Below are 22,536 nucleotides of genomic sequence, written 5' to 3'. Positions count from 1 at the left end.
ACAAAGGAACAATGCAATAAAAAAGGAGGTTCGCATTATGACCCAAAACAACAATTCATGGAGAAAAACTTATTTTACACTTCTTGCCGGACAAGCAATATCCTTTATTAGCAGCGGTATTTTGCAAATGGCCATTATCTTTTATTTGGTTGCGAAAACTAATTCTGCAATCATATTGACGGCGGCAACACTGATTGGATTTTTGCCGCAAGCCTGTTTAGGCCCGTTTGCAGGTGCTTTTGTTGACCGGCACAGCCGTAAAAGCGTAATGATTGGTGCGGATTTGATAATTGCCGCCGCTGGCGGTATTCTGGCGCTGGTGGCGTTTTACATGGAATTGCCCGTATGGTCTATTATGGTTGTCCTGTTAATCCGAAGTGCGGGAACTGCTTTTCATTCTCCAGCATTCAGCGCAGCAACACCTATGATTGTGCCAAAAGAGGAACTTACAAAATGCGCTGGTTACACGCAGACCATGCAAGCAGTAAGTGCGATTATCAGTCCAGCTGCCGCAGCGTTTTTATATGCTGTTTGGCCTCTTAATGCAATTATATTGTTAGATATTGTGGGTGCAATCCTTGCCTGTGTGACTGTTGCGATTTCGTCCATACCAACGCCTGAACTATGTCCAGAAACGAAAAGACAACAGTTTTTACAGGATATGAAAGAGGGGTATGTGGTATTAAAGCAAAACAGGGGCCTCTTTGCTCTGCTCTGGATTGGTGTAATTTATATGTTCTTTTATATGCCAATCAGTACGCTTTTTCCTCTCATCTGTATGTCATACTTCAAAGGAACACCGGCCCATGCCTCTGCCGCTGAAATTGCTTTTGCGGTTGGTATGCTGCTTGGCGGAGTCATTCTGAGCATTTGGGGCGGTTTTAAGAAACGGCGGTACACCATCGGTCTTTCCGTTCTCCTGATGGGCGTTAGCAATATGCTCTCCGGGCTTTTGCCGCCAGACGCATTTCTTGTCTTTGTTGTGTGCTGTACTGTTATGGGAATTTCCGCTCCATTTTACGGTGTGCAAAATGCGATTTTTCAAGAAACGGTCAAACCAGAATATCTGGGGAGAGTTTTTTCTCTACTGACAAGCGCCGCTTCCCTCGCCATGCCGTTTGGCCTTGTCATTTCCGGGCCTCTGGCGGAGCGGCTGGGAGTTGAGAAATGGTTTGTCATTTGCGGAATTGGCATTATCATCGTTGCGCTTGCCGTATTTTTACTACCCGGTTTGAGAGAGATTGACAATACGCAATAATCAACTGCACCTTTTTCTATTACTAAACAAAATGCCTGGATGGTGGTTCTGAAAAACCAGAACCGCCGTTCAGGCATTTTTTATCTTCGTCCTCTCTGCGGTTTTGGATTCTTCAGCAAGTCGGATTTTTCCGCAATCTTTTTCAGCCACTTCCGTTCTTCTACTGACAGCTTCCTAAAATTCAGCTTGAGCCGTTTGCAGATAAACGCCAAGTACGCTTGTTCCGTGTCGCTGTCCTGGCTGACGATTTCACCAGCAGTTTCCAGCATTTCTTTTAGCGGGTTATCCTCTGGGACGCTGAAAAAATCGTCCTTGTGTGTTTCCCGCAGAGCAAGGGCAATCCCGTTTATGTCCCGTTGTATCACATAGCGGCAAAACTCGTCCTCATCAATATGGGCGGTGATAAGCTGTCTTAACTGCGTATCACTCATGCCAGGATTATGCTTTTTTATAACAGTTGCGCTCATCGTGTCCACTATGGCGTTTGCACCCTGCGCCTGTTTCAGTGCCGTTCCGTTCACATAGATTTCAAGGTCAGCCATCAGCCGGGGGAAATCCGGGTGCGCCGCCAGCTCACACAGCAGGGTATTGTCTATCCTCCCGCTTTTCAGCAGGTCAATCATTTCATCACTCAAACGCAGGTCTGCAAGATCGGCGTTTGGGTGATTTTTCATTTCAGACAGCCCCAGCAGATAATCAGCGGTCACACCGTAAAACTTCGCCAGCCGGATAAGGGCATAGTGGCTGATGTCCTTGAAGTCTTCCGTTTCGTAACTGCCCAGCGCAGACTTGGAAAGCCCGGTCTGCTCCGCAAGCTGCCCCAGCGTCAAGCCACGCTCCACACGTAGGTCTTTTAATCGCTCTTGTATGGATAAAGACATATTCACCCTCCTTGCTAGCTCAACGAAAGAGAAGCCGTTATGCTATGTACTATGCTCATAGCATAACGGCATAGGCATTTACAGTTTTATTTTACCATTTCCATTTATCAATATAACATGAGAAGAGACTTACAGAGGAGTATTTCCGTAATCACGAAATATATTACAAGGGAGCAGGATGATTTCAAACCTCTCTTATATCATACAGATAATCAGGAACTGCAGAGGATGATCACTTCGCTCAATACTTTGCTGCTTCAAAGATATCGTCTTTCCCGGCAATACCGTGATGTTCAGGAAGAGTATCGGACAAATATTGCCGACATTTCCCATGATCTGAAGACGCCGATCACTACCCTGTCTGGGTATATCGACTTATTAGTATTGAAATACCGGGAGTTTGGAAACAATTCCCCTGAAGTAAATCTTGCCCTGCAGAAAACAAAACAAAAAGCGCAGATGATGCAGCATATCATACTCCAACAGCTGGATTTTGCCAGAATCTGTTCGGGGGATGCGGAATTTCCATTGAAACGCATAAACCTTACAGAATTGTGCCGGGAGATCGCGCTTTCATACTATGATTGCCTGAATGATAATCATTTTCAGGTAAGTTTGGATTTAAGTGATCCTCCAATTTATGCTGCGACGAGTCCTGACGCGATTCGCTGCATCATGCAAAATTTGATCGACAATTCTATTAAGTATGGCGAATCCGGCAGGTTTTTGGGAATTGCCATTTCGCAAAATGATCAGGAAATTGTCATACAGATATCAGATCATGGACCCGGCATTCCGCCTGCGGAGCAGAAAAAGATCTTTGACAGAAACTATCAGATCAATAAATCAGACTATGCTTTACAAGGACATGCCGGATTGGGACTATCCATCGTGGAAAAGATTGCCGCACGTTGTCACATGTCAATTCAGTTGGAGAGCCAGCCCGGAGCTACTTGTTTTTCAATTATTGTTAGAAAAACGTTAGAAATGCGAACAGAAAATGACAACATCGGCTGATATCATATCATTCAATAAGACATCCATTTACAGAAAGGGGGCTTATTGAATTGAATGCATACACATACATCATAGAAGGGGAATACATTTCAAAAAGGTTCGATTCCACCATAGCCTTAAACAATTTCAATATTCATGTTCCGGAAGGTTCGATCTATGGACTGATTGGTCTGAACGGTGCCGGGAAAAGCACTCTCATGAAAATACTGGTTGGACTTGAGACGATGGACAAGGGCAGCCTGCGAATTTTTGATCATACAGGAGTTACATCAGAAGGATTGGATTCAACCGGGTCCATCATTGAGTATCCATATTTTTACGAGCACTTGACGGGACTTGAAAATTTACAGCTCCATGCTTCCTATATGGGATTTCATGACAAGAAACGGGCAGCTGAGGTCTTAGAGCAGGTTGATCTGACGGCGGCGGCCGGGCGAAAGGTTTTGACTTATTCGCTGGGGATGCGTCAACGCCTTGCTATCGCGCGTGCCATATTAGCCTATCCTAAGTTGTTGATACTGGACGAACCAACGAACGCGCTTGATCCGGAAGGGATCAAGAATATGCGAACCCTGATGAAGGATATCAACAGGGATTATGGCACTACAATTTTGATTTCCAGCCACATTTTGTCTGAAATGGAGCATTTGGCGGATTGGATTGGGATAATCGATCAGCATAAAATGGTTCAGGAAAAGACAATGGTCGAAATAAAGAACAACAACCGGAGCCATTTGACTATCTGCATTGATGATGTCAGGAAAAGCTGTATCATTCTCGAACGTCTTGGAATCAAAGATTTTGCAGTGCAGGAAAATAACAGAATTCATATTTATCAGAATACGGATTCATCCATGATTGCTAAGGAACTGATAAATGGCGGGGTTTCCCTTTATGAACTGTCGCAGGCCAATAAAACATTAGAGGACTATTTCTTTGCAGTTCTGCAGAATAGAGGCCAGCAATGAAAATATGGTCACTAGTGCGCCTTGAGGCTCGAAAAATCCGGATCAGAAATCTGATTCTGTTAGATGTTCCGATTACGGCAATTTTGCTTTTCTCAACCTTTGTTTCCATATTCGGAGTCAATCAGGACCACGCCAGCAGTTTTGCGGTGATCTTTAAAATGATGACATCTACCGTATGGGATTTCTATTTGTTTTATACAGCTTATCTGATCAGCAAAATTATTGTGGAAGAATATGTCAACCATACAGTAATGATCATGTTTACATATTCGATTAAAAGGACACGTATTTTTCTGGCAAAAATACTGCTGGCTTCTATGATTAGCCTTACTTGTCAATTTCTATCGCAGGTTATCTGCTTTGCTTTTGTTATTATCGCAGATAACCGGTTTTCTCTGGTAAATGGTGTCCTTACGAAAAGTGCCTGCAACGAATTCTGGCAATATGTGATGGTTGATCTGCTTGTCGCGGAGGCAGCAGTGCTTTTTATCTCTGCGGTTGCCATTATGAAAAAGTCCGTGTCTTCTGTGTTTTTATACGGCATTGGATTTTTGTTTATCTATCAGGTGATCATCAGCCAGATCAATTCGTTCCCGATTCTATGGTGCAGCTATACGTCGATATTTATAGTGTGTATCGCCTTCTATGTCTTTTCAATTCATCATTGGATGAATAGACTGAAAGCTTGAGAAATATCTCGAACAATCCGGCCACGGGAAACATCCCCAAAGAGCCGCCGAAAAGATGTTACACATACGGGTATGAAGACCGTACAGTAATGGTCGCGGAAGATGCGTCTGTCTATGGAAAGGAATGAGTTTTGGATATGTCAGATTCACTTACCGGTACCAGCCGCTTTATCAGTCTTATCCTTCGCCATAAGCCGGAGGCGATCGGCATCACGCTGGATGAGCATGGCTAGGCGGATGTTGATGATATGATTGCCGGGATCAATCTGGGGAATATAAGATTGACAGAGATATGCTGGACGAAATTGTCAGAACAGATGAGAAACAACGGTATTCTTATAACGAAGATCATACGCTGATTCGTGCAAATCAGGGACATTCTATTCCAGTAGATGTGGAACTGGAGGAAATGGAACCGCCGGAATTCCTGTATCACGGAACCGCGAAAAGTTTACGGCATCCATTGATAAACAGGGATTGATCCCGAAGTCGAGGCTGTATGTGCACCTGTCTCTGGATGAAGAGACTGCGGTCAAGAAGAGGTGTCCCGACGATTACGGATTTACGGTAAGATTCCACCGGCACTGCGGAGAAGGCTGGGGGACAGGCGTGAGTGCCAATGTCCCTCACGGTGGCACTCACGATGAAGAAAAAATAAGAGAATCCTATGAATCTGGCATTCTCGCAATGGTAAAGTCAAATAACAGAATTATCCGGAAAGAAATGGCGGAAAATTTATCAATCAGTCTCCGTTCTCTTCAAAGGATTATTAATGCGATGGATGAATTACATTACGTTGGAAGCGGAAATCACGGACATTAGGAGATCAGGCATGATTAATATTGACTTCGCGCAAGGTGACGATAGGGCGACTGATTCAGGCAAAGAAGCCAGTGGGTACAAATTGGGGACACCAGCTGCGAAGCAGTTTGAAGCTGTGAGTACATTTTGAGTACACTTTGAGTGCGATATAAATTAGCGTGATCAAAAGGAGTGATAAAACCGAAGAAAAGTAGCATAGACGCTACACAAATTACGCAGATTTCTTTATGGAGACTCGAGCTGGAATGATAAGTGAGAGGCTGTAGACCCTTATATTTAGCGGGTTTACAGCCTCTCTTTCTGTTCAGTGACAATACAATGACAATATAAAAAAATGAGTCGTCACTGAATGAATGATGTAAAATTTTTCTTCTGTCTTTTTATCTTGTCCCGTTCGGGACAGTTTTCCATGAATTTACCGGGTGAGAAACCCGGCTTTTTTTAACTTCACAGCCACGTTCAGTCCGTATCCTGCTTCTCCGGCTTGCGTTTTCTTTTCGCTTTAGCCCCGGAATCCGGTGCGGCAGTCGTTTTATTCTCACCCTGCAGTTTCTGGAGTTTGTTTGCGATTTCGGGATTCGGAGTATAACCGTACATCTGGTCTTTGTCGATAAAGTCAGGCCAAGCGCTCTTCCAGTCGTCATATTCCTCGTCCAGGAGATTGCCTTCGTCGTAAACCTTGCGGACATGCTCCCATAAGGCGAGGCTCTCCTGAAACTGCAGACGTTTTAACTTTTCAGAGGGGGTGAGAGTTTTCTTTACACCAGCATCTGCGTCCTGATCGAGCACAAGGCACAGCCGGCCGTCTATTTCCTTTGGAATGAGGCCGTAGCAGCGCTCGATGTCAAACAGGACATGAATGGCTCCGGTCGGATCGTTGGGATCCGGGTCTAGGAGACTGAAGACATCAATGTGAAGAGTATCAGCAATCTGTGTCAGGGTCTGCTTGTCCGGATACCGGTTGCCAAGCTCATAGTTTCGGATGGTTGATTCATTTAAGCCACATGCATCACCGAGCTCCTTCTGCGTCAGTCCGCGATACTTCCGGTAGAGACGGATCTTACTGCCGATGGAGTGGATGAACAGGGAATCCTTGTCAGGCATATCTTCCTTCTTTCGTACATGATTGTCTGGTCCTTTGTTCGTCAGCAGCCTTCCGGAGCTTCGGAACTACAGTAAGTATATCAAAAACAGTGCAGAAATGTAATGTTTTTTGCCAGGATGTATTGACAGTTCAAAAACGAACTGTTAGGATAAGAGCATGAAAACAGTTCATAAATGAACTGTAAACAACGAAAACATGCGTACAGGAGGATACGAAATGAACGACAGCAGATTTATGAAAGCAGCAGATATTCAGGAGATTCTTGGTGTTTCGGACAGCATGGCATACAAGATCATCCGCCAGTTGAATGACGAGATGATTGCCAAGGGGTATCACACGGTAAGAGGTAGAATCAGCCGTAAGTATTTTGAGGAAGTATTTTACGGAAGCTCCGCAAAAGAGGACTGATCCATGGCAGTGATCAAGAATGAAAAGACAGGAAAATGGGAAGTCCGAACTTATTACGAGGACTGGACCGGCGAGCGTAAACAGAAGACAAAGCGGGGCTTTGAGAAGAAGCAGGACGCGGTGGAATGGGAGCGGGCATTCAAGCTTCAAAAGCATTATGACATGTCCATGACATTCTCCTCTTTCGTTGAGGTTTACAGCAATGACATGAAACCGCGCCTCCGTCTCAATACGTGGAACAGCAAGGAGCACATCATCCGGACAAAGATCCTTCCTTATTTCAAAAATAAGAAAATGTCGGAGATAACACCGTCGGATATTGTGAACTGGCAGAATGAACTGCTGAACTACCGGAACTCTTTTGGCGAAGGGTATTCCAAGACGTATCTGAAGACGATTCACAATCAGCTGAGTGCCATTCTGAATCATGCCGTGAATCTGTACGGGCTGCGGTCTAATGCAGCCCGCAGAGCTGGCAACATGGGAAAGGAAGAAACCGGGGAAATGCGTTTCTGGACACAGGAAGAATATGAAACCTTTGTTGAGAAGGTGGCGGACAAGGAAGAAACGTATATGGCGTTTGAAATTCTGTACTGGTGCGGCGTCCGTCTCGGTGAACTGCTGGCTCTTACGCCGGAGGATTTCGACCTGGAGAAAAATTCGCTCCGCATCAATAAATCTCTTCAGCGGATTCACGGCGAGGATGTCATCACAGATCCAAAGACGCCGAAAAGCAGACGTGTCATCATTATGCCTGAATTTCTGACACTCGAAGTGAAGGAGTATCTGAGCCATCTGTATAAGGTCGGTCCGACGGACCGGATCTTCTGCATCAGCAAGAGCTTTCTGCATCATGAGATGGATCGTGGAGTGAAGCTCAGCGGCGTGAAACGGATTCGGATTCATGATCTCCGGCACAGTCATGTATCGCTACTGATCAATATGGGATTCTCTGCTCTCGCCATCGGTAACCGGGTAGGTCATGAGGCAGTGGATATTACTTACCGGTATGCGCATCTGTTCCCGTCGATTCAGACGGAAATGGCATCCGAGCTGAACAAGGAAAGAGAGGCAATCCTGAATGTCGCAAAAGAACAAAGATGATCACAACCGCCTCCGGTCCAGAACTATCGCCTTTCGCATGTCGCCGGAGGAAGAAGCGGAGCTGAATGACAGAGTGAAACTGCTGGGATATCGGACAAAGCAGGATTATCTGATCTATGCAGTTCTTCATAATGAGGTAAATGCCGTTGGAAATGCGTTGATGCTGGTACAGTTCCGGAAGGATCTCAGGGAAATCCTGACTGAGCTAAAAAGGCTGAACTCCGTCTCGGAAATGGATGAGGAGCTGATGACGCCGGTCCGGACTATGCTGGAAATCCTGCAGGCATTTCAGGAGAAGCCGAAGAAGCAAGGAAAACAGCCGGTAATGCAGGAGACGCAATACAGCAAGATGATGCACCTGCAAAAACTGGAAAGGCTTATGGCAGAAAGGAAGAGGCAGTATGAGTAAGATTATGGCCATTGCAAATCAGAAAGGCGGCGTCGGCAAGACGACTACAGTCGTAAACCTTGGCGCCGGTCTTGCCGAGGCAGGGAAGAAAGTTCTTATGATCGATCTCGATCCGCAGGCATCCCTGACCATCAGCATGGGATTCCGTGAGCCGGACAAACTGGATGGGACAATCACAGACATTTTTATGAAAGTCGTAAATGACGAAGTGATTCCGGAAGGATATGCTATTCATTCTGTCGCGGAGCGGATGGATCTGATTCCCTCCAGTATCGATCTTTCTGCGGCGGAGGTTTCTCTGGTCAATGCGATGAGCCGCGAGCTGGTGCTGCGCTCCTATATGGAGCGGATCTCAAGTAATTACGACTATATCCTGATCGACTGCATGCCGTCGCTTGGAATGCTCACGGTAAATGCACTGGCCTGTGCCGGAAGTGTTCTGATCCCGGTACAGCCGGCATATCTGCCGGTTCGCGGCCTGCAGCAGCTGATCCGGACGATCTATACGGTGAAGCGGCGCCTCAACAGTGCGCTTACGATTGAAGGGATTCTGTTTACGATGGTGGACAGAAGAACGCTGTATGCAAAGGAAATAGTGGAAGAGGTGAATCAGGCCTACGGGGGCACAATCCCGATTTTCCAGATGGTGATTCCGATGTCTGTTAAGGCGTCGGAAACCAGTCAGGCAGCGAAAAATATCTATGATTACGATCCGCAGGGCAAGGCGGCAAAGGCATACAGAGAATTGACAGAGGAGGTCCTGGAGAATGACAGCGAAGAGAGAAAAGGTGCATTTTGAGTCGGTTGAGGAACTGCTGGGAGCGCCGGTTGCAAAGGACGCGACTTCAGAAATCCGCATTGATCAGATTTTTCCGTTTGAGAATCATCCATTTAAGGTTTTGGATGATGACAGGATGCAGGAACTGGTGGAGAGCATACGTCAGCACGGCGTACTCGTGCCGGTACTGGTTCGACCGGATGATGAGGGAACCTATGAGATGATCTCCGGACATCGGAGAATGCACGCGGCGAAACTTGCAGGCCTTACGACGATCCCGGCGATCATCAAACCGATGACCGACGATGAAGCGACTATCGCAATGGTGGACGCGAACATGCAGCGCGAGGAAATCCTGCCGAGTGAGAGAGCTTTCTCGCTGAAGATGAAGATGGACGCCATGAGGTGGCAGGGAGCTAGAAAGGATATCACTTCTCGACCTGGTGGCGAGAAGTTTAGAACGGGTGAGAATGAAAAGCAGCCTATCACTTCTCGACATAAAGTCGAGAAGTCACGAGACGCCTGGAGCAGTGAAGAAGTAGGAAAAGATGCTGGTATGGGTGGAAGGCAGGTACTTAGGTATATCCGCCTCACCGAGTTGGATCCCCGTCTCCTGGAATTTGTCGATCAGAAGCGGATTGCCATCGCTCTTGCTGTGGAGATCTCGTATCTCGACAGGCAGATTCAGGGGTGGATCTATGAGTATGTGAAGGATAACGGGTTCCTGAAGAAGGAGCAGATCTTGGCAGTCCGCGCGGTGGATCACCCGGAGCAACTGACACAGTTCACACTGATTCAGCTGATGAATGATGCGCTCCCGAAGCCAAAGGATACAGGGCGTGTGACATTCTCCGGTGCGAAGCTCAATCAATTTTTTCCTCCGCACTTCTCTGGGCAGCAGAGGAAAGAGGTCATTCTAAAGCTCCTGCAGGAATGGAGTGCAGAAAATCATCAGGATTAAGAAGGAGGGCGGCATGCAGTTTTCTTATATCGCGGGCAGTGAAGCGGAGCAGTATGAGTTTGTCCGAATCCCAAAGACTTTGATCAGCAATGATTATTTCTCAGATCTGTCTAATCCGTCGAGAATACTGTACGGGCTGTTATTCGATCGGATGAGCTCCTCTCCAAAAAACCGCTGGCTGGACGCAGATGGTCATGTGTATGTCATTTACCCGGTGCCGGAACTCACAGAGGAGCTTCATTTGTCCGAGAGGAAGGTTAAGAGTTGCCTTCTGGAGCTGGAGAAGGTCGGATTGATTGAGCGGAGAAAGCAGGGCCGTGGATTTCCGAATCGGATTTATGTCCGGAATTTCCTTCCGGCGAGTAATCATGAAGTGTAAATTGTGCACTTCTGGAGAGGGGGGGCGCTATGGATGAGAAACCGATCCTGAAATATTTCACTGGAGGCGAAGCGGATCAGTTCACGTTCTACCGTATTCCCAAGCAGCTGTTTACGAACAGTTATTTCCGGAATCTGTCCACGGATGCCAAGGTATTGTATGGTCTGATGCTGGACCGTATCAGTCTGTCTGTCAAAAATCACTGGATAGATGCGCAGAACCGGGTTTATATCTATTTTTCCGTTGAAGATACGATGGAATATCTGAACTGCAGGAAGAACAAGGCGGTGCAGTTGCTCTCCGAGCTGGACAGTGAGAAGGGGATTGGCCTGATTGAGAAGCGGCGGCAAGGTCAGGGAAAACCTACCGTGATTTATGTAAAGAACTTCTTTATCCCGACGGATGCCGGAAAAGCGCAGAAAAAGTCGTCGGAGGAGTTGCCGGAACCTGCCTCAGAAGTTGGAAAAACAAACTTCAAGAAGTCCGAAAAACAAACTTCTGAAAGTTTGAAAAATAAACCTCTAGAGGTTGGAAAAACCAACCCTAATAAGAATAATAAGAGTAATACTGAAATGAATCAGACGGAGAGGGAGCTTATCTCATCTGATCTTATCGTATCTCTGGCGGAGGGGAAGGCAGATAATATCCGGACGGCATCTTTGGAGAATCATGGCAATCAGAGCGGAGCGGTTACAGGAGCGGCGAATCCGATGAGGGAGATCCGAAATAGAATCGATTATGAAGCCCTTCTACAAAAATACCCGTTTCAGGACGAAATGATTGATGGAATCTGTGAGCTGATGCTTGAGATTGAAGCATCGCAGTCAGAGAGCATCGTGATTGCCAGCAGTCGCCTGCCGGTTGAACTTGTCCGGGAGCGTTTTCGAAAACTGCGATATGATCACATCCAGTACGTGATTGACTGCATCCTGGCTAATACAACCAAAGTCCGCAACATCCGTAAATACATGCTTGCGGCCTTATTCAATGCACCGGCGACGATAGACGGTTACTATCAGGCAGAAGTGAATCATGACATGCCGGAGCTGGCAAGGCGCTGAAGAAAAAGTGAGAGCCGTAAGTAATCCGGCACGTCAATTCTGCATTATTGCTGGAATATTTGAGGATTACGTGAAAAGTGCTTGTCATTTATGCAGAGCATAAATATAATGAAATTAGAAAAATATGCAATGCATAAATACATAGGGGTGATCATCATGGACGAGGATGAAAAAAACAATCTGGAGAATAGGAATGGGGCTGTGAAAAAACACAGCCCATAAAAAGAAGAACCAAGGACTCGTGAGAGCCCGAGGTTCTTCTTTTTGTGTTAAAATTAAATTGTGATGTTTAATATTAACAACATTTATTCTAATCCCAAACAGGCAGTTTTGCCAATGCTTATTTCTGATTATCTGGATATTTGTGATCCGGTGCTGACTTTTGACAGATTCATGGGAGAAATCAAGCTGGAGAAATATCTCAAATGCTTACCGAAACATTATACGGGCAGGCTGAGATATAACCCGGTCAGCATGTTGAAAACAGTATTATTCGGATTCATGATGAATGGCTATATTTCATTGCGTGAACTGGAGGACCAGTGCCGGATCAATCTCCGTTTCATGTATCTTATGGAGCACGAAACTCCGTCTTATCGCACTTTTGGATACTTTATCAATGAGGTTCTAGGGGATTCCATCGAAGAAATATTCAACGACATAAATAAAACGATATTCGAGAAAGAACACGTGGATCTTCAGCATCTCTACATAGATGGTTCCAAGTTTGAAGCGAACGCAAACAAATACTCCTGGGTTTGGAAGAAGGCCACAGAAAAGTCAAGATACCGGCTCTTTAACAAGATAACAGCGCTGTTCAATGCGATCAACGACGAATTACAGTACACAAATGTCCGATTCAGTATCAATACAGAATACGCTCCCGAGTACATCAGGGAAGCGGCAGAAAAGTATGCTGAACTGTATCAGCTGAAGGAAACCGAGTTCGTTCACGGAAGAGGCCACCGCAAAACGATTCAGCAGCGCCATTATGAGAAACTTGTAGAATATGCCGGCAAGCTTGAAGAGTATGTTGAAAAGATCTCTATCTGCGGTGATGAAAGAAACAGCTATTCCAAGACAGATCACTCCGCCACTTTTATGCGGATCAAAACGGACTACATGAGGAATGATCAGCTTCTTCCTGCCTATAATGTTCAGGTTGGCGTCGCCGACGAATATATCGCAGTCGTTGATGTAAATCACTACCGCTCAGACATGGACTGTTTTGTCCCGTTAATGAATAAATTCAAGAAAGTCTATGGTTTCTATCCGAAATATCCGGTTGCGGATGCAGGCTATGGCTCCTACAACAACTATATTTTCTGCGAACAATCCGGAATGGAAAAATACATGAAATTTCCCATGTTCAAGAAAGAGACGAAAGACCGGAACTACCATGACGATCCATTCCGTGCAGTGAATTTTCCAATCGGTAAAGACGGAATCATGCGCTGTCCAAATGGAAAGGCGTTTCATCTGCAGTACCGCAGGAATGTGCGAGGAAATCAGTACGGAAGGCAGGAAGAAATCTATCAATGCGAAGACTGCCGCGGCTGTCCCTATGCGGCGAGATGCAAAAAGACAGATAAGAACCGAACGGTAAGGATCAACCGGGAACTCACAGCTATGCACAAGGAAGTGATCAGCAATCTGGAAAGTATCCACGGAGCGCTTCTCAGAATGAACCGATCAATACAGGCCGAAGGAACATTTGGTATCATGAAGAATGACAGATGGTATAAAAGAATTGTCCGAAGAGGCCTCAAATCCGTAGTGCTTGAAGTCTTTCTGGTTTCTATCGGACAGAATCTCTATAAATTTTACAACAAGCAGATGAGAAAAAGCACTGTTGCATTTGCCTGATAAGCATCCGATTTATGGGGAAAGGGGAATTATACCCTTTTTAAGGGAAAAAGCTGATTTTATCTACGAAAGGAAAAGGACGCATGAAAAAACTTTCGTTTTTTCACACGCCCATTCGCGAGAGTACAGGGATGAATCGAAAGGAATTCGCGGAATATTTCGGCATACCTTATCCGACGATCACGGATTGGGAGCTGGGACACCGCAAAATGCCGGGGTATCTTCTCCGGCTGATCGCCTATAAAGTGGAGATGGAAAAACTGATCAAAAAATAGTCTTGCAAGGAGGTTCTACCATGATGGCCGTGTTCGGAGTCATACTCTACCTGATCTATCTGGCTGTCTGTATAGCGTTGGCAGTCATGGGACTAACGCTGGCGTATATGCCGTATGTGCTTGGCGGCATCGCCAGCCTGATTATTTACAGCCAGAATCCGGGAATTCAGACGTGGATTCCCGGACATCCGTGGATGTGTTTTATTGTGCTTCTTGCACTCGTCGAGGCGGGAATTGCTGTCCTGATGCACATAAAGCATGTTTCCCGTGCAGTGATTACGTTTTTCTGCTGTGTTTTTATGGGTGCGATCGGAGCGGTTGTCTTTGAAGAACTGACTCCGGATTCCATGGGGTATTGCCTTTTTGTCTCGGTCGTTTACCTTTTACTTTCGGTATTCGCGGTACGGGTCAATCTGCGAAATCTTCCGAAAGAACATGGAAGCAGAGGAATCCTTGCGGGCATTCTCTCTGGTGCGCTGTACGGCCTGTCTGCAGTAAGTCTCTTCGGATTCCTGGCGGAAGGTATCTGGAAACCGTATTTTGTCGGACTTGGACGCAGTGCCAACAGAATCGAAATGATCATCAATACGATGTGTGTGGCCGGAGCAGTTCTGATTTTATTGGCTGTCGTCATATTTGGGCGAAATAGTGAAAACGAGCAGGATATGTTGTATTCATAAAGTCTGGCAGCCTGAAGCTGTCAGTGGTTCCGTTAGGGGAGAATAATTCATGAGTGATCAGATCAGAATAGATGATGAATATAAACGCTGGATACAGCAGATCAGCAGTGACTTTAGGAAAAGCCAGATAAAGGCTGCGTCAACAGTAAACTCTGAGATGCTGAAGTTTTATTGGAGACTTGGAGAAGGTATTGAGCAGGAAAAACAGAAATACAGTTGGGGATCAAAGTTGTATGAGCAGATCAGCAAGGACTTAAAGGCAGCTTTGCCAGGCATGCATTCCTTCTCACCACGGAACCTGCGGTACATGAACCACTATTATCGACTGTTTTCTTCCCCTGAAATTTCGCAACAAGCTGTTGCAGTTTCTGAAGGAACTGAAATTCTGCAACAAGCTGTTGCACAATTATCCCCGATATTCTGTATCCCGTGGGGACATATCGTGAATATTTTGGACAAATGCGGAGATGATCCGAAAAAAGCCTTGTTTTACGCAGAGAAGACCATGGAAAACAACTGGTCCCGGGCTGTCCTCCTGAACTTCCTTGATACGGATCTTTATGAGCGGCAGGGAAAGGCGATCACGAATTTTGATAAGCGGCTGCCGGATGCGGAGAGCGACCTCGCACAGCAGATGACAAAGGATCCCTACAATTTTGACTTCCTGACGTTACGGGAACGATACGATGAGAAAGAGCTGAAAGATGCCCTGATGGACAATATCCAGCGCTTCCTTCTCGAATTGGGGACTGGTTTCGCATTCGTCGGGAGGGAGTACAGACTGAATGTCGGCAAGACGGAACAGTTCATCGATGAACTGTTTTATAACATTGCGCTGCATTGCTATGTTGTCATAGAAGTCAAGACCAGGGCTTTTGAACCGGGAGACATGGGACAGCTCGGCACGTATGTTGCCGCTGTGGACGGCATTCTGAAAAGGGACGGCGATACACCGACGATCGGGCTCCTGATCTGCAAGACCAAAGATGCGGTGCTTGCCAGATATGCACTGAACAGCGTAAATGTCCCCATTGGGGTTTCAGAATATGAATTATCCAAACTCATCCCGGAGAATTTCAAGCAGTCCATGCCGACCATTGAGGAAATCGAACAGGAATTGAATTAAGCGGACGGACGGTGAGTACCAACTGAGTACCGGATGAGTACCGCCTGAGTATTTCCAGGCGATTTTCCGGGTGATATTCTTATACTGGACAATCGGAGAGGGAACCGAAGATCCCAAACCGGAGTCTTTCTTTTGCAGAAGAAAACAGCATATTCATTACCTGAGCGTCAGCTCGTGACAGATGTGTTACGGGTCTGGCGCTTTTCTTATGCCTGAAAAACGGAAGTATCTGGCAGGCATTAAAGAGAGGAGCCTATGACAAAAGAATTTGAAAATTTTGCAGACCGAGTGACGGATGAGCTGATCGATCGCCTGCAGGAGGACGGGTATGGTCACATTACAGTCGGTGTGAGAAGCGTAGAAACGGCTGGCGGTAGTTATGAGGCGGTTAACGTGAAGCTGAACGGCACTGAAATGGCGGTCAGTGCGAATCTTTCAAAGGCGTATGAGACATATCTTTCAGGAATGCCGATGGAGGAGATCGCGGAAAATCTGACACATCAGATCAGTCACACGCTTGCTCAGATGTCAAGGCTGGATGCGAGTTTCATTACTGATTATGAAAATGTAAAGGACAGGCTGATTGTAGATCTTGTCTCTGGAAATCAGAGCAGAAACTGTCTTCGTGATGTCCCGCACGGGAATATCGCCGACATGGCGCTTGTGTGCAAGGTGATGGCAGATCCGGATGACATTTCGAAAGGGACGATCCTGATCAACAATTCCCTGCTACAGCAGTATGGCATAACACCAGAACAGCTGCAGAGGGATGCTCTGGAAAATGCAGCCAGAATACGACCAGCATCCATTGCGCCAATGTCGGAAGTTCTGCACCGGGAACCTCTGGGTGATGATGAGTTCCTGTTTGTCGCTTCCTCTCCGGATGCAATTCACGGAGCTGGAGTAATTGCGTATCCAGGCTTCCTTGATCAGGCAGCACAGCAGCTTGAAGGAGACTTTTTTATTCTTCCGTCGAGCATACACGAGGTGATTCTTGCAAAAGACAATGGATTTCTTCACGCGGAGGAGCTCACTGATCTTGTACAGGCTGTCAATCAAACTGAAGTAGCCCCGGAGGAGAGGCTCAGTGATAATGCCTATCACTTTGATTCACGGGAACACATCTTTGAGAAGGCAGAACAATTTGCGGCAAGGAAGAGAAGGGACAGAAGAAAAGGGTCACTTCTTGAAAATCTCGCGGAGAAATCACAGCGCGTTTCCGAGGAAAAAGCAAACAGGATAGAGCGTGCTTCAACATCAAAAGTGAAGGGAGGCAATGAAATCTGATGTGCAGAGTTTATAACTCACAGAAGATCGGGACCGGCAAGATGGATTCCATACCGCCGGCATTTCCCACCAAGACTGCAATGCCTCGAAACTGCCTGCATCCATGCTGCTATGGAAGGGGACGCGATTATTGCTTTCCCTGCTATAAAAAACTGAAAGGTAAAAATGAAAAAGCAACTGGCAAATGACAGTGTCCGAACGGAAGAGCCGGAACAGAACAGCTTTACGCAAATTCCTTTGTCATTGTACGAAGCGCAGCCATACCGGGAGATAACGCCATTGTCGAGACAGCTATATGGACTTCTCCGTTATCGGACCTGCCTCGCTGAAAAGTATGGGTGGGAAGACGAAAAGGGCAGGAGATACATTTATTGCACAATCCGGCAGATCTCGGAAGAACTGGGGTGCTCGGTCAGAACGGCAGGAAAGCTTATAACAGAGTTGCAGGAGAAGGGTTTTCTTGAGAAGGAACGGCAAGGGCAGGGAAAGCCAAATCGAATATATCTGAAGGGGCCAGGAGAATCGTTTCCGGGCAGAAAGGAAAGAAATGAATGATGTAAAGATTAATATAACGCTCGATCCTTTGAAGGACGGGCTGGTAATGCAGGATCATGGCAAAAAGGTACTGCTGGAAAGGGATCTCCATTATCCAATCATCGGAACGGATGGACAGATGCGTCTTTTGAAACCCAGAGAATCAGTAGATATTCTCTGCAAGTTGAACGGTGATTTCGGAAGTCTGAGCATCGGCGGCGGCAAATATCTCGTTTTGTACAATGCGACGAAGTCATTCCTTGTTGAGGGAAGTAAGTATTTCGTAGGAAGTTTTGTCGTCATGAAAAATGAGCATCAGAAGCTGACACCACTGACTGACGAAGAAATCTGCCATGTACAGGATATTTTGGAGAACCATATGGCAGTGCTGCGTGCGGGAGAACTGACATTTTCCGCATTGGAGATTGACTGAAGGAGGCAGAAGAGATGAGCAGAACGATTCCAAGAGCCTATGTGACGGCAGCGTGGAATGAGAATCCGGTCGTTGCCAGGGATGAGGCAGTGAGGTACTGCACAGCGCTGGTCAGGGAGGGATACCTTCCTCTTTGCCCGGTGCTTGCCTTTGACGGGATTATCCCGCCGGATGTGGAGGATGCCCACAAGAGAAGGCGTGAGATGTCGGAAGATATGCTCCGAAGGTCCCGTTTTCTGGTGATCTGCGGATATGTACGAAATGAAGAAGTTGAAGATGACATCGCCATTGCGAGGAAGGCAAAGGTGATTGTCACGACGCTGAAAGGTGTGGTCGGCTGTGCTTAATCATTTGCCACGGACATCGGTGAAGGATGTCGGTTGTACCTTGCGTATTCAGCCATCTCTGTGCGGAAGAAGACATTGTCTGGAGGGAGGTGATCATATTGCTGAATGAAGAGGTTGCAAGAGAAACGATTAATGCAGTTGCGGGACCGGCGAAACAGGTAGCGTATTATTTCGTACGGAAGGCAGTGCAGCTGAATGAAAAGGAACTAGCAAAATTCATACAGCAGATGAAAACAGCACCGGAGAAAGTGATGGAGAAGTTGAACGGTACGGGAAAAGAGATGTCCGTAAAGGAAATTCTGAAAAAGGACGAGGGAGCAAAGAACATTGATATTTCCGAGCTTGGAATCGGAGACTTCAAACCGATTGCCCGGCGCTACGGGATGGATTTTGCCGTGGTGAAGAGCAGGTACCAGGATCCGCCGAAGTATACGGTCTTCTTCAAGGCGAAGGATGCGGACACGATCGAAAAAGTAATGAACGAGTATTCAGCCAAGTGCATGAAGAAGGAGAAAGAGGCCGGAAGGAAGAAGCCAAGTCTCCTCGCGGCGCTGAAGAAGCTGAAGGCTGCTGTCGCATCGATCCCGCGGAAAGAAGTCGAGAAAAGGAAGGAGGAGGTGCGATGAACATTACCGGAACACCTCTGCCTAGAGGCTCCCGGCGATGCAGGAAGGGAGGCGGCTGATTGAATGGCAGTAAGTGGAAGAAAAAGCTGATCCTCTGCCTCCCGTACATCAGCGTCGGCCTGATCTTCACCAACTTCGGCGAGGCGTGGAGACTCGCAGAGGGAGTCAATGCATCGGAGAAACTGCAGGATATCTTTCAGAGCGGGACGCTGCAGCTGGCATTTCAAAATCTGCTTCCGAGCCTCTATCCGACGGATCTGATCGTCGGCATTGTCTGCGGCGCAGCGCTCCGGCTTGCCGTGTATCTGAAGGGAAAGAACGCAAAGAAGTACCGGCAGGGCGAGGAGTACGGCTCTGCCCGGTGGAGTGCATAATCTTAAGTGTAAAGAACTCTACATGGACGCACAGGAGGATATGCACATGAATGATTACAACAAAATCACAGCCCTTTACTCCCGCCTTTCCGTAGGCGACGAGGACAGGGACGGCGGCGAAAGCAACTCCATACAGAACCAGAAGAAGTTTTTGGAAAGCTACGCCAGACAGCTAAAATTGACGAATATCCGGCACTACATTGACGACGATGAAAGCGGCAGATTTTTCGACCGCTCCGCCTACTCCCGCATGATAGAGGACGTAGAAAACGGTAAAATCGGCGTGTGTATTATGAAAGACATGACCCGCTGGGGGCGCGACTATCTCCAAGTCGGCAACGCTATGGAGATATTCAGACGGAACAATGTGCGCTTTATCGCGGTCAACAACGGGATAGACAGCGAGAAGCCCGACACATTGGAGTTTGCGCCCTTTATCAACATCATGTCGGAGTGGTACGCAAAGGACATCAGCAAGAAAGTAAAGACCGGCATTAAGACGAAGGGCATGAGTGGAAAGCCGATTGCCACCGAAGCTCTCTATGGCTATGTCAAATCCCCGGACAACAAGGATTTTTGGATAATCGACGAGGAAGCCGCCGGAGTTGTCCGTTTGATTTTTCGCCTGTTTCTGGACGGGAAAAACCGCAACCAAATCGCCGTATATCTGACGCAGGCGCAAATCCCAACGCCCACATTCTACATGAAAGAGCGCGGGCGGGGAACGTGCAAAAACAGGGCGCTCAATGAGGATAACCGTTACAAGTGGAACAAAGCCACTTTGACCCATATCCTTACACGGCAGGAGTATTGCGGCGATGTAGTCAACTTCAAGACTACAAAGCATTTCCGGGACAAGCGGAACCACTATGTAGACCGGAGCCAATGGCAGATAACCGAAAATGTGCATGAGCCGATTATTGACCGCGCCGACTTTGAAACCGCACAGCGGATTTTGGAAAACGCGCCCGTCAGACGCCCCAACGGGGACGGGGAAATCCACCCTTTGTCGGGCTTGCTTTTCTGTAAGGATTGCGGCGCAAAAATGCACATCCGCATAGATTACAGAAACGGCGGCAAGCGGCACGTTGCCTATTGCAGCGAGTACCACAAGGGAAAAGCCAAAAACCCCAAATGCCATTCCCCGCACATCATTGACGCGGACTTGCTCATGCAGACCGTCGCGGAAGTGCTGAAGAAAATCGAGGACTATTCTATCAGCAACCGGGCGGAGTTTGAAGCCTTAGTGAAAAAGAACCTTGCCATGCAGCAGACCGACCAGACCAAAAAGCAGCAGAAGCGTATCCCACAAATCACGACGCGCCTTGAACAGATCGACAAGGTGCTGAACAAGCTCTATGAGGACAACGCCCTCGGCACTATCCCGCAAGACCGCTACGAGCAAATGTCGCAGAAGTATTCAGAAGAATACTACGCATTGAAAACGGAGCTTTCCATACTCCAAGAGCAGCTATCCGCTTATGAGAACGCGGGAGGACGGGCGCAGAAGTTTTTGAAGCTGACGGAACGCCATGCCGCCTTTACTGACCTCACCCCCGCCATTCTCAACGAGTTTATCAGCAGGATTGAAGTGCATGAGCGCGACCAGAAAAGGGCGAGATACGCAATCCAGCACATCAGCATATATTTCAACTATATCGGCAGATTTGAGAACGAAGTAACGCAGCTTGCAGAGCCGACAGAGCAGGAAATCCGGCAAATGCGGGAAGAAATCGAAGAAGCCAAAAAGGAAAAGAGCCGCGCCTACCACCGGAAGTATTCAAGGGAGTACCGGGCGCGAAACCTTGAAAAGCAGCGGGAGTATGAGCGTATCAAGGCGCGGGAATACCGGGCAAGGAGAAAGGCGCAGACCGCCGCCGCACAGCCCGCACAGTAAAACAGAATAACCGACAACCAAGAGGGATTTTCCGGCTACGGGAAGTCCCTCTTTTGTGCCCGGAGAAAGGAGCTGCCTATGGCAGAACAGACCCCCGACAGTATCATCACGACGCAGAGAAACGGGCAGACTATTGTTGCGGAGTTATTTTTCAATCACAGCAGCACAGAAACATTCCGCGACAAGCTGCTCAAGACGATACTTGCCGACAGTTCGTGTTTATCTGCGTCTGACGGTCAAGAGCCGGAAAAATCGGAAATCTTGCGATAACAGCCGCCCCGACGATACATTCCACGTCCGGGCGGTTTTTATCGTCAAAAACGCCGTTTTCTCCAAGTCAAGAGCCGGAGAAAACACCCGAAAAATGCCCCTATTGCGTAACAGGGGCACAGAAAGGAGTTTGCATGAGAACAGGGCTTACCAAGCAGGAAAAGACCACCGATATTTGGTTTGACGAGAAAGACCCCCTTATCCATATCCGCACCCACAACACCGCCTTGAAAAAGCGTCTGCTTGCATACAGCCGCCGTTATCCGGCGATCTGCCAGCAGACTGACGCAGACCCGGAAACGGGCTGCATGGAGTTTGACATTGAGAAAGGCCGCTTCTCTTTCCGTCTGACCGCCCCATACAGCGAGGAACGGCGGGAAGCGGCGCGGCGGTATGCCAGAGAGAGCAACGTCGCCGACAGGCTGAAATAGAGTTGAAATGTTCATAGTTTTGTGCTATACTTTAAATTGACATAGCATGCGTATTCGATAAGCATTGAAATCAAAAAAGATTTTTCCCATTTTCAATATGGGCTTTTTTGTCATGCTTATTTTGCGTATGCTATACAACAAAACTAACGATGTATAGACATAGTATAAAAACTATGCCTTAATTTTGTTGTAGTGTTATATGTATAAATGCAGGTCAATGCTCATGTTGAGAATTGACGGAAAGACGAGGGTTCAAGTATTTTATAATACGGTATTAAGAAATTTTCCTCTTTTCTGCCCTAAATGTAAATTAACACATATCGTTGATGTTGAAAAATTAGAAATCATAATCAAAAACTCTGAAAAACAAACTTTTTAATTTTGAAAAGGAAGGATATTAAATGAAACACTTACCTAAAAGTACACCTACGGAAATATTGAATGACCCATACGGATTTACTTAGTGTCTGCTCAACATTGGGTCCAATTTTAGCAAACTGCAAAGGTATCTGGACGGCTGCCAACCGTACAGTGCAGCCCGGAATTCTGG

27 protein-coding genes and 1 pseudogene are annotated in these 22,536 nt (G+C 47.0%); 26 read left to right on the top strand and 2 right to left on the bottom strand.

Features of this window, described 5'->3' with window-relative positions; genetic code table 11:
• The first annotated feature begins 37 nt into the window (after window positions 1-37).
• Complete coding sequence (locus tag ISF27_RS09995) at window positions 38-1,258, top strand: MFS transporter (RefSeq protein ID WP_002584949.1); 1,221 nt, start codon at window positions 38-40, stop codon at window positions 1,256-1,258.
• An 80-nt stretch (window positions 1,259-1,338) separates the two neighbouring features.
• Here the strand turns inward: ISF27_RS09995 and ISF27_RS09990 are convergent, their stop codons facing one another.
• Window positions 1,339-2,139 (bottom strand): helix-turn-helix domain-containing protein, encoded by an 801-nt coding sequence (locus tag ISF27_RS09990; protein ID WP_002575858.1) that lies wholly within the window; start codon window positions 2,137-2,139, stop codon window positions 1,339-1,341.
• A 228-nt stretch (window positions 2,140-2,367) separates the two neighbouring features.
• Between ISF27_RS09990 and ISF27_RS09985 the strand changes: the two genes are divergently transcribed.
• From ISF27_RS09985 to ISF27_RS13630, 4 genes are all read left to right on the top strand, one after another.
• Window positions 2,368-3,156 (top strand): sensor histidine kinase, encoded by a 789-nt coding sequence (locus tag ISF27_RS09985; protein WP_194611354.1) that lies wholly within the window; start codon window positions 2,368-2,370, stop codon window positions 3,154-3,156.
• Window positions 3,157-3,206: 50 nt separating this feature from the next.
• Window positions 3,207-4,124 (top strand): ABC transporter ATP-binding protein, encoded by a 918-nt coding sequence (locus tag ISF27_RS09980; protein ID WP_194611353.1) that lies wholly within the window; start codon window positions 3,207-3,209, stop codon window positions 4,122-4,124.
• Window positions 4,121-4,813: an ABC transporter permease gene (locus ISF27_RS09975; RefSeq protein WP_194611352.1), complete on the top strand. Its 693-nt coding sequence runs from the start codon at window positions 4,121-4,123 to the stop codon at window positions 4,811-4,813. Before ISF27_RS09980 ends, ISF27_RS09975 begins: the two co-directional genes overlap by 4 nt.
• Window positions 4,814-5,105: 292 nt before the next feature.
• Window positions 5,106-5,294, top strand: a complete 189-nt coding sequence (locus ISF27_RS13630) for an RNA 2'-phosphotransferase (protein WP_407926082.1) — start codon at window positions 5,106-5,108, stop codon at window positions 5,292-5,294.
• Between the two features lie 800 nt (window positions 5,295-6,094).
• Here ISF27_RS13630 and ISF27_RS09965 read toward each other — a convergent pair.
• Entirely contained in the window at window positions 6,095-6,739 is a 645-nt protein-coding gene (locus tag ISF27_RS09965; protein ID WP_194611351.1) for a helix-turn-helix domain-containing protein, read from the bottom strand.
• 217 nt (window positions 6,740-6,956) lie between these two features.
• Between ISF27_RS09965 and ISF27_RS09960 the strand changes: the two genes are divergently transcribed.
• From ISF27_RS09960 to ISF27_RS09860, 21 genes and pseudogenes are all read left to right on the top strand, one after another.
• Window positions 6,957-7,148: a DNA-binding protein gene (locus tag ISF27_RS09960; protein WP_194611350.1), complete on the top strand. Its 192-nt coding sequence runs from the start codon at window positions 6,957-6,959 to the stop codon at window positions 7,146-7,148.
• A 3-nt stretch (window positions 7,149-7,151) separates the two neighbouring features.
• Window positions 7,152-8,252, top strand: a complete 1,101-nt coding sequence (locus tag ISF27_RS09955) for a site-specific integrase (RefSeq protein ID WP_194611349.1) — start codon at window positions 7,152-7,154, stop codon at window positions 8,250-8,252.
• On the top strand, window positions 8,230-8,661 hold the full coding sequence (locus ISF27_RS09950; protein WP_235986277.1) for a plasmid mobilization protein: 432 nt from the start codon (window positions 8,230-8,232) through the stop codon (window positions 8,659-8,661). Before ISF27_RS09955 ends, ISF27_RS09950 begins: the two co-directional genes overlap by 23 nt.
• Window positions 8,654-9,460, top strand: coding sequence for a ParA family protein (locus ISF27_RS09945; RefSeq protein ID WP_194611348.1), 807 nt, complete (start codon window positions 8,654-8,656; stop codon window positions 9,458-9,460). Before ISF27_RS09950 ends, ISF27_RS09945 begins: the two co-directional genes overlap by 8 nt.
• A complete protein-coding gene (locus tag ISF27_RS09940) occupies window positions 9,429-10,400 on the top strand; it encodes a ParB/RepB/Spo0J family partition protein (RefSeq protein WP_194611347.1) in 972 nt (323 codons plus the stop codon). Before ISF27_RS09945 ends, ISF27_RS09940 begins: the two co-directional genes overlap by 32 nt.
• 13 nt (window positions 10,401-10,413) lie before the next feature.
• Window positions 10,414-10,779: a replication initiator protein A gene (locus ISF27_RS09935; protein WP_194611346.1), complete on the top strand. Its 366-nt coding sequence runs from the start codon at window positions 10,414-10,416 to the stop codon at window positions 10,777-10,779.
• 29 nt (window positions 10,780-10,808) lie between these two features.
• On the top strand, window positions 10,809-11,840 hold the full coding sequence (locus tag ISF27_RS09930; protein WP_194611345.1) for a DUF6017 domain-containing protein: 1,032 nt from the start codon (window positions 10,809-10,811) through the stop codon (window positions 11,838-11,840).
• Window positions 11,841-12,125: 285 nt separating this feature from the next.
• On the top strand, window positions 12,126-13,706 hold the full coding sequence (locus tag ISF27_RS09925; RefSeq protein ID WP_194611344.1) for a transposase: 1,581 nt from the start codon (window positions 12,126-12,128) through the stop codon (window positions 13,704-13,706).
• A gap of 83 nt (window positions 13,707-13,789) precedes the next feature.
• Window positions 13,790-13,981 (top strand): helix-turn-helix domain-containing protein, encoded by a 192-nt coding sequence (locus tag ISF27_RS09920; protein ID WP_194611343.1) that lies wholly within the window; start codon window positions 13,790-13,792, stop codon window positions 13,979-13,981.
• A 20-nt stretch (window positions 13,982-14,001) separates the two neighbouring features.
• Window positions 14,002-14,661, top strand: coding sequence for a hypothetical protein (locus tag ISF27_RS09915; RefSeq protein WP_194611342.1), 660 nt, complete (start codon window positions 14,002-14,004; stop codon window positions 14,659-14,661).
• Window positions 14,662-14,710: 49 nt separating this feature from the next.
• Complete coding sequence (locus ISF27_RS09910; protein WP_194611341.1) at window positions 14,711-15,787, top strand: PDDEXK nuclease domain-containing protein; 1,077 nt, start codon at window positions 14,711-14,713, stop codon at window positions 15,785-15,787.
• A 255-nt stretch (window positions 15,788-16,042) separates the two neighbouring features.
• On the top strand, window positions 16,043-17,074 hold the full coding sequence (locus ISF27_RS09905) for a DUF5688 family protein (RefSeq protein ID WP_194611340.1): 1,032 nt from the start codon (window positions 16,043-16,045) through the stop codon (window positions 17,072-17,074).
• A 165-nt stretch (window positions 17,075-17,239) separates the two neighbouring features.
• Window positions 17,240-17,629, top strand: a complete 390-nt coding sequence (locus ISF27_RS09900; RefSeq protein ID WP_194611339.1) for a replication initiator protein A — start codon at window positions 17,240-17,242, stop codon at window positions 17,627-17,629.
• Window positions 17,622-18,041 (top strand): hypothetical protein, encoded by a 420-nt coding sequence (locus ISF27_RS09895; RefSeq protein WP_194611338.1) that lies wholly within the window; start codon window positions 17,622-17,624, stop codon window positions 18,039-18,041. Before ISF27_RS09900 ends, ISF27_RS09895 begins: the two co-directional genes overlap by 8 nt.
• Window positions 18,042-18,055: 14 nt before the next feature.
• Window positions 18,056-18,388, top strand: coding sequence for a hypothetical protein (locus ISF27_RS09890; protein ID WP_194611337.1), 333 nt, complete (start codon window positions 18,056-18,058; stop codon window positions 18,386-18,388).
• A gap of 98 nt (window positions 18,389-18,486) precedes the next feature.
• The gene (locus ISF27_RS09885) at window positions 18,487-19,014 is read left to right on the top strand and encodes a PcfB family protein (RefSeq protein ID WP_194611336.1); all 528 of its coding nucleotides are present in this window, start codon (window positions 18,487-18,489) and stop codon (window positions 19,012-19,014) included.
• A 59-nt stretch (window positions 19,015-19,073) separates the two neighbouring features.
• Window positions 19,074-19,379, top strand: a pseudogene (locus tag ISF27_RS09880) (VirD4-like conjugal transfer protein, CD1115 family); the annotation flags it as partial.
• Between the two features lie 31 nt (window positions 19,380-19,410).
• Window positions 19,411-21,285, top strand: coding sequence for a recombinase family protein (locus ISF27_RS09875; protein ID WP_038286029.1), 1,875 nt, complete (start codon window positions 19,411-19,413; stop codon window positions 21,283-21,285).
• A 78-nt stretch (window positions 21,286-21,363) separates the two neighbouring features.
• Entirely contained in the window at window positions 21,364-21,555 is a 192-nt protein-coding gene (locus tag ISF27_RS09870; protein WP_002592869.1) for a transposon-encoded TnpW family protein, read from the top strand.
• A 134-nt stretch (window positions 21,556-21,689) separates the two neighbouring features.
• On the top strand, window positions 21,690-21,986 hold the full coding sequence (locus ISF27_RS09865) for a hypothetical protein (protein WP_002592868.1): 297 nt from the start codon (window positions 21,690-21,692) through the stop codon (window positions 21,984-21,986).
• 199 nt (window positions 21,987-22,185) lie between these two features.
• On the top strand, window positions 22,186-22,365 hold the full coding sequence (locus ISF27_RS09860; RefSeq protein ID WP_194611334.1) for a cysteine-rich KTR domain-containing protein: 180 nt from the start codon (window positions 22,186-22,188) through the stop codon (window positions 22,363-22,365).
• Window positions 22,366-22,536: the final 171 nt, after the last annotated feature.

The organism is Clostridium vitabionis (genome assembly GCF_015351765.1).
Classification (GTDB): Bacteria; Bacillota; Clostridia; order Lachnospirales; family Lachnospiraceae; genus Clostridium_R; species Clostridium_R vitabionis.
The sequence above is the reverse complement of the archived record's forward strand: the minus strand, read 5'-3'. Positions and strand labels throughout refer to the sequence as shown.

Bases quoted from the DNA above. Each gene is read 5' to 3' on its own strand.
- ISF27_RS13630 (WP_407926082.1), top strand. From the start codon at position 5,106: ATGCTGGACGAAATTGTCAGAACAGATGAGAAACAACGGTATTCTTAT.
- ISF27_RS09920 (WP_194611343.1), top strand. From the start codon at position 13,790: ATGAAAAAACTTTCGTTTTTTCACACGCCCATTCGCGAGAGTACAGGG.
- ISF27_RS09950 (WP_235986277.1), top strand. From the start codon at position 8,230: ATGTCGCAAAAGAACAAAGATGATCACAACCGCCTCCGGTCCAGAACT.
- ISF27_RS09955 (WP_194611349.1), top strand. From the start codon at position 7,152: ATGGCAGTGATCAAGAATGAAAAGACAGGAAAATGGGAAGTCCGAACT.
- ISF27_RS09960 (WP_194611350.1), top strand. From the start codon at position 6,957: ATGAACGACAGCAGATTTATGAAAGCAGCAGATATTCAGGAGATTCTT.
- ISF27_RS09890 (WP_194611337.1), top strand. From the start codon at position 18,056: ATGAGCAGAACGATTCCAAGAGCCTATGTGACGGCAGCGTGGAATGAG.
- ISF27_RS09975 (WP_194611352.1), top strand. From the start codon at position 4,121: ATGAAAATATGGTCACTAGTGCGCCTTGAGGCTCGAAAAATCCGGATC.
- ISF27_RS09965 (WP_194611351.1), bottom strand. From the start codon at position 6,739: ATGCCTGACAAGGATTCCCTGTTCATCCACTCCATCGGCAGTAAGATC.
- ISF27_RS09940 (WP_194611347.1), top strand. From the start codon at position 9,429: ATGACAGCGAAGAGAGAAAAGGTGCATTTTGAGTCGGTTGAGGAACTG.
- ISF27_RS09935 (WP_194611346.1), top strand. From the start codon at position 10,414: ATGCAGTTTTCTTATATCGCGGGCAGTGAAGCGGAGCAGTATGAGTTT.
- ISF27_RS09915 (WP_194611342.1), top strand. From the start codon at position 14,002: ATGATGGCCGTGTTCGGAGTCATACTCTACCTGATCTATCTGGCTGTC.
- ISF27_RS09860 (WP_194611334.1), top strand. From the start codon at position 22,186: ATGTATAAATGCAGGTCAATGCTCATGTTGAGAATTGACGGAAAGACG.
- ISF27_RS09985 (WP_194611354.1), top strand. From the start codon at position 2,368: ATGATCACTTCGCTCAATACTTTGCTGCTTCAAAGATATCGTCTTTCC.
- ISF27_RS09875 (WP_038286029.1), top strand. From the start codon at position 19,411: ATGGACGCACAGGAGGATATGCACATGAATGATTACAACAAAATCACA.
- ISF27_RS09925 (WP_194611344.1), top strand. From the start codon at position 12,126: ATGTTTAATATTAACAACATTTATTCTAATCCCAAACAGGCAGTTTTG.
- ISF27_RS09870 (WP_002592869.1), top strand. From the start codon at position 21,364: ATGGCAGAACAGACCCCCGACAGTATCATCACGACGCAGAGAAACGGG.
- ISF27_RS09895 (WP_194611338.1), top strand. From the start codon at position 17,622: ATGAATGATGTAAAGATTAATATAACGCTCGATCCTTTGAAGGACGGG.
- ISF27_RS09865 (WP_002592868.1), top strand. From the start codon at position 21,690: ATGAGAACAGGGCTTACCAAGCAGGAAAAGACCACCGATATTTGGTTT.
- ISF27_RS09990 (WP_002575858.1), bottom strand. From the start codon at position 2,139: ATGTCTTTATCCATACAAGAGCGATTAAAAGACCTACGTGTGGAGCGT.
- ISF27_RS09995 (WP_002584949.1), top strand. From the start codon at position 38: ATGACCCAAAACAACAATTCATGGAGAAAAACTTATTTTACACTTCTT.
- ISF27_RS09910 (WP_194611341.1), top strand. From the start codon at position 14,711: ATGAGTGATCAGATCAGAATAGATGATGAATATAAACGCTGGATACAG.
- ISF27_RS09930 (WP_194611345.1), top strand. From the start codon at position 10,809: ATGGATGAGAAACCGATCCTGAAATATTTCACTGGAGGCGAAGCGGAT.
- ISF27_RS09900 (WP_194611339.1), top strand. From the start codon at position 17,240: ATGAAAAAGCAACTGGCAAATGACAGTGTCCGAACGGAAGAGCCGGAA.
- ISF27_RS09945 (WP_194611348.1), top strand. From the start codon at position 8,654: ATGAGTAAGATTATGGCCATTGCAAATCAGAAAGGCGGCGTCGGCAAG.
- ISF27_RS09905 (WP_194611340.1), top strand. From the start codon at position 16,043: ATGACAAAAGAATTTGAAAATTTTGCAGACCGAGTGACGGATGAGCTG.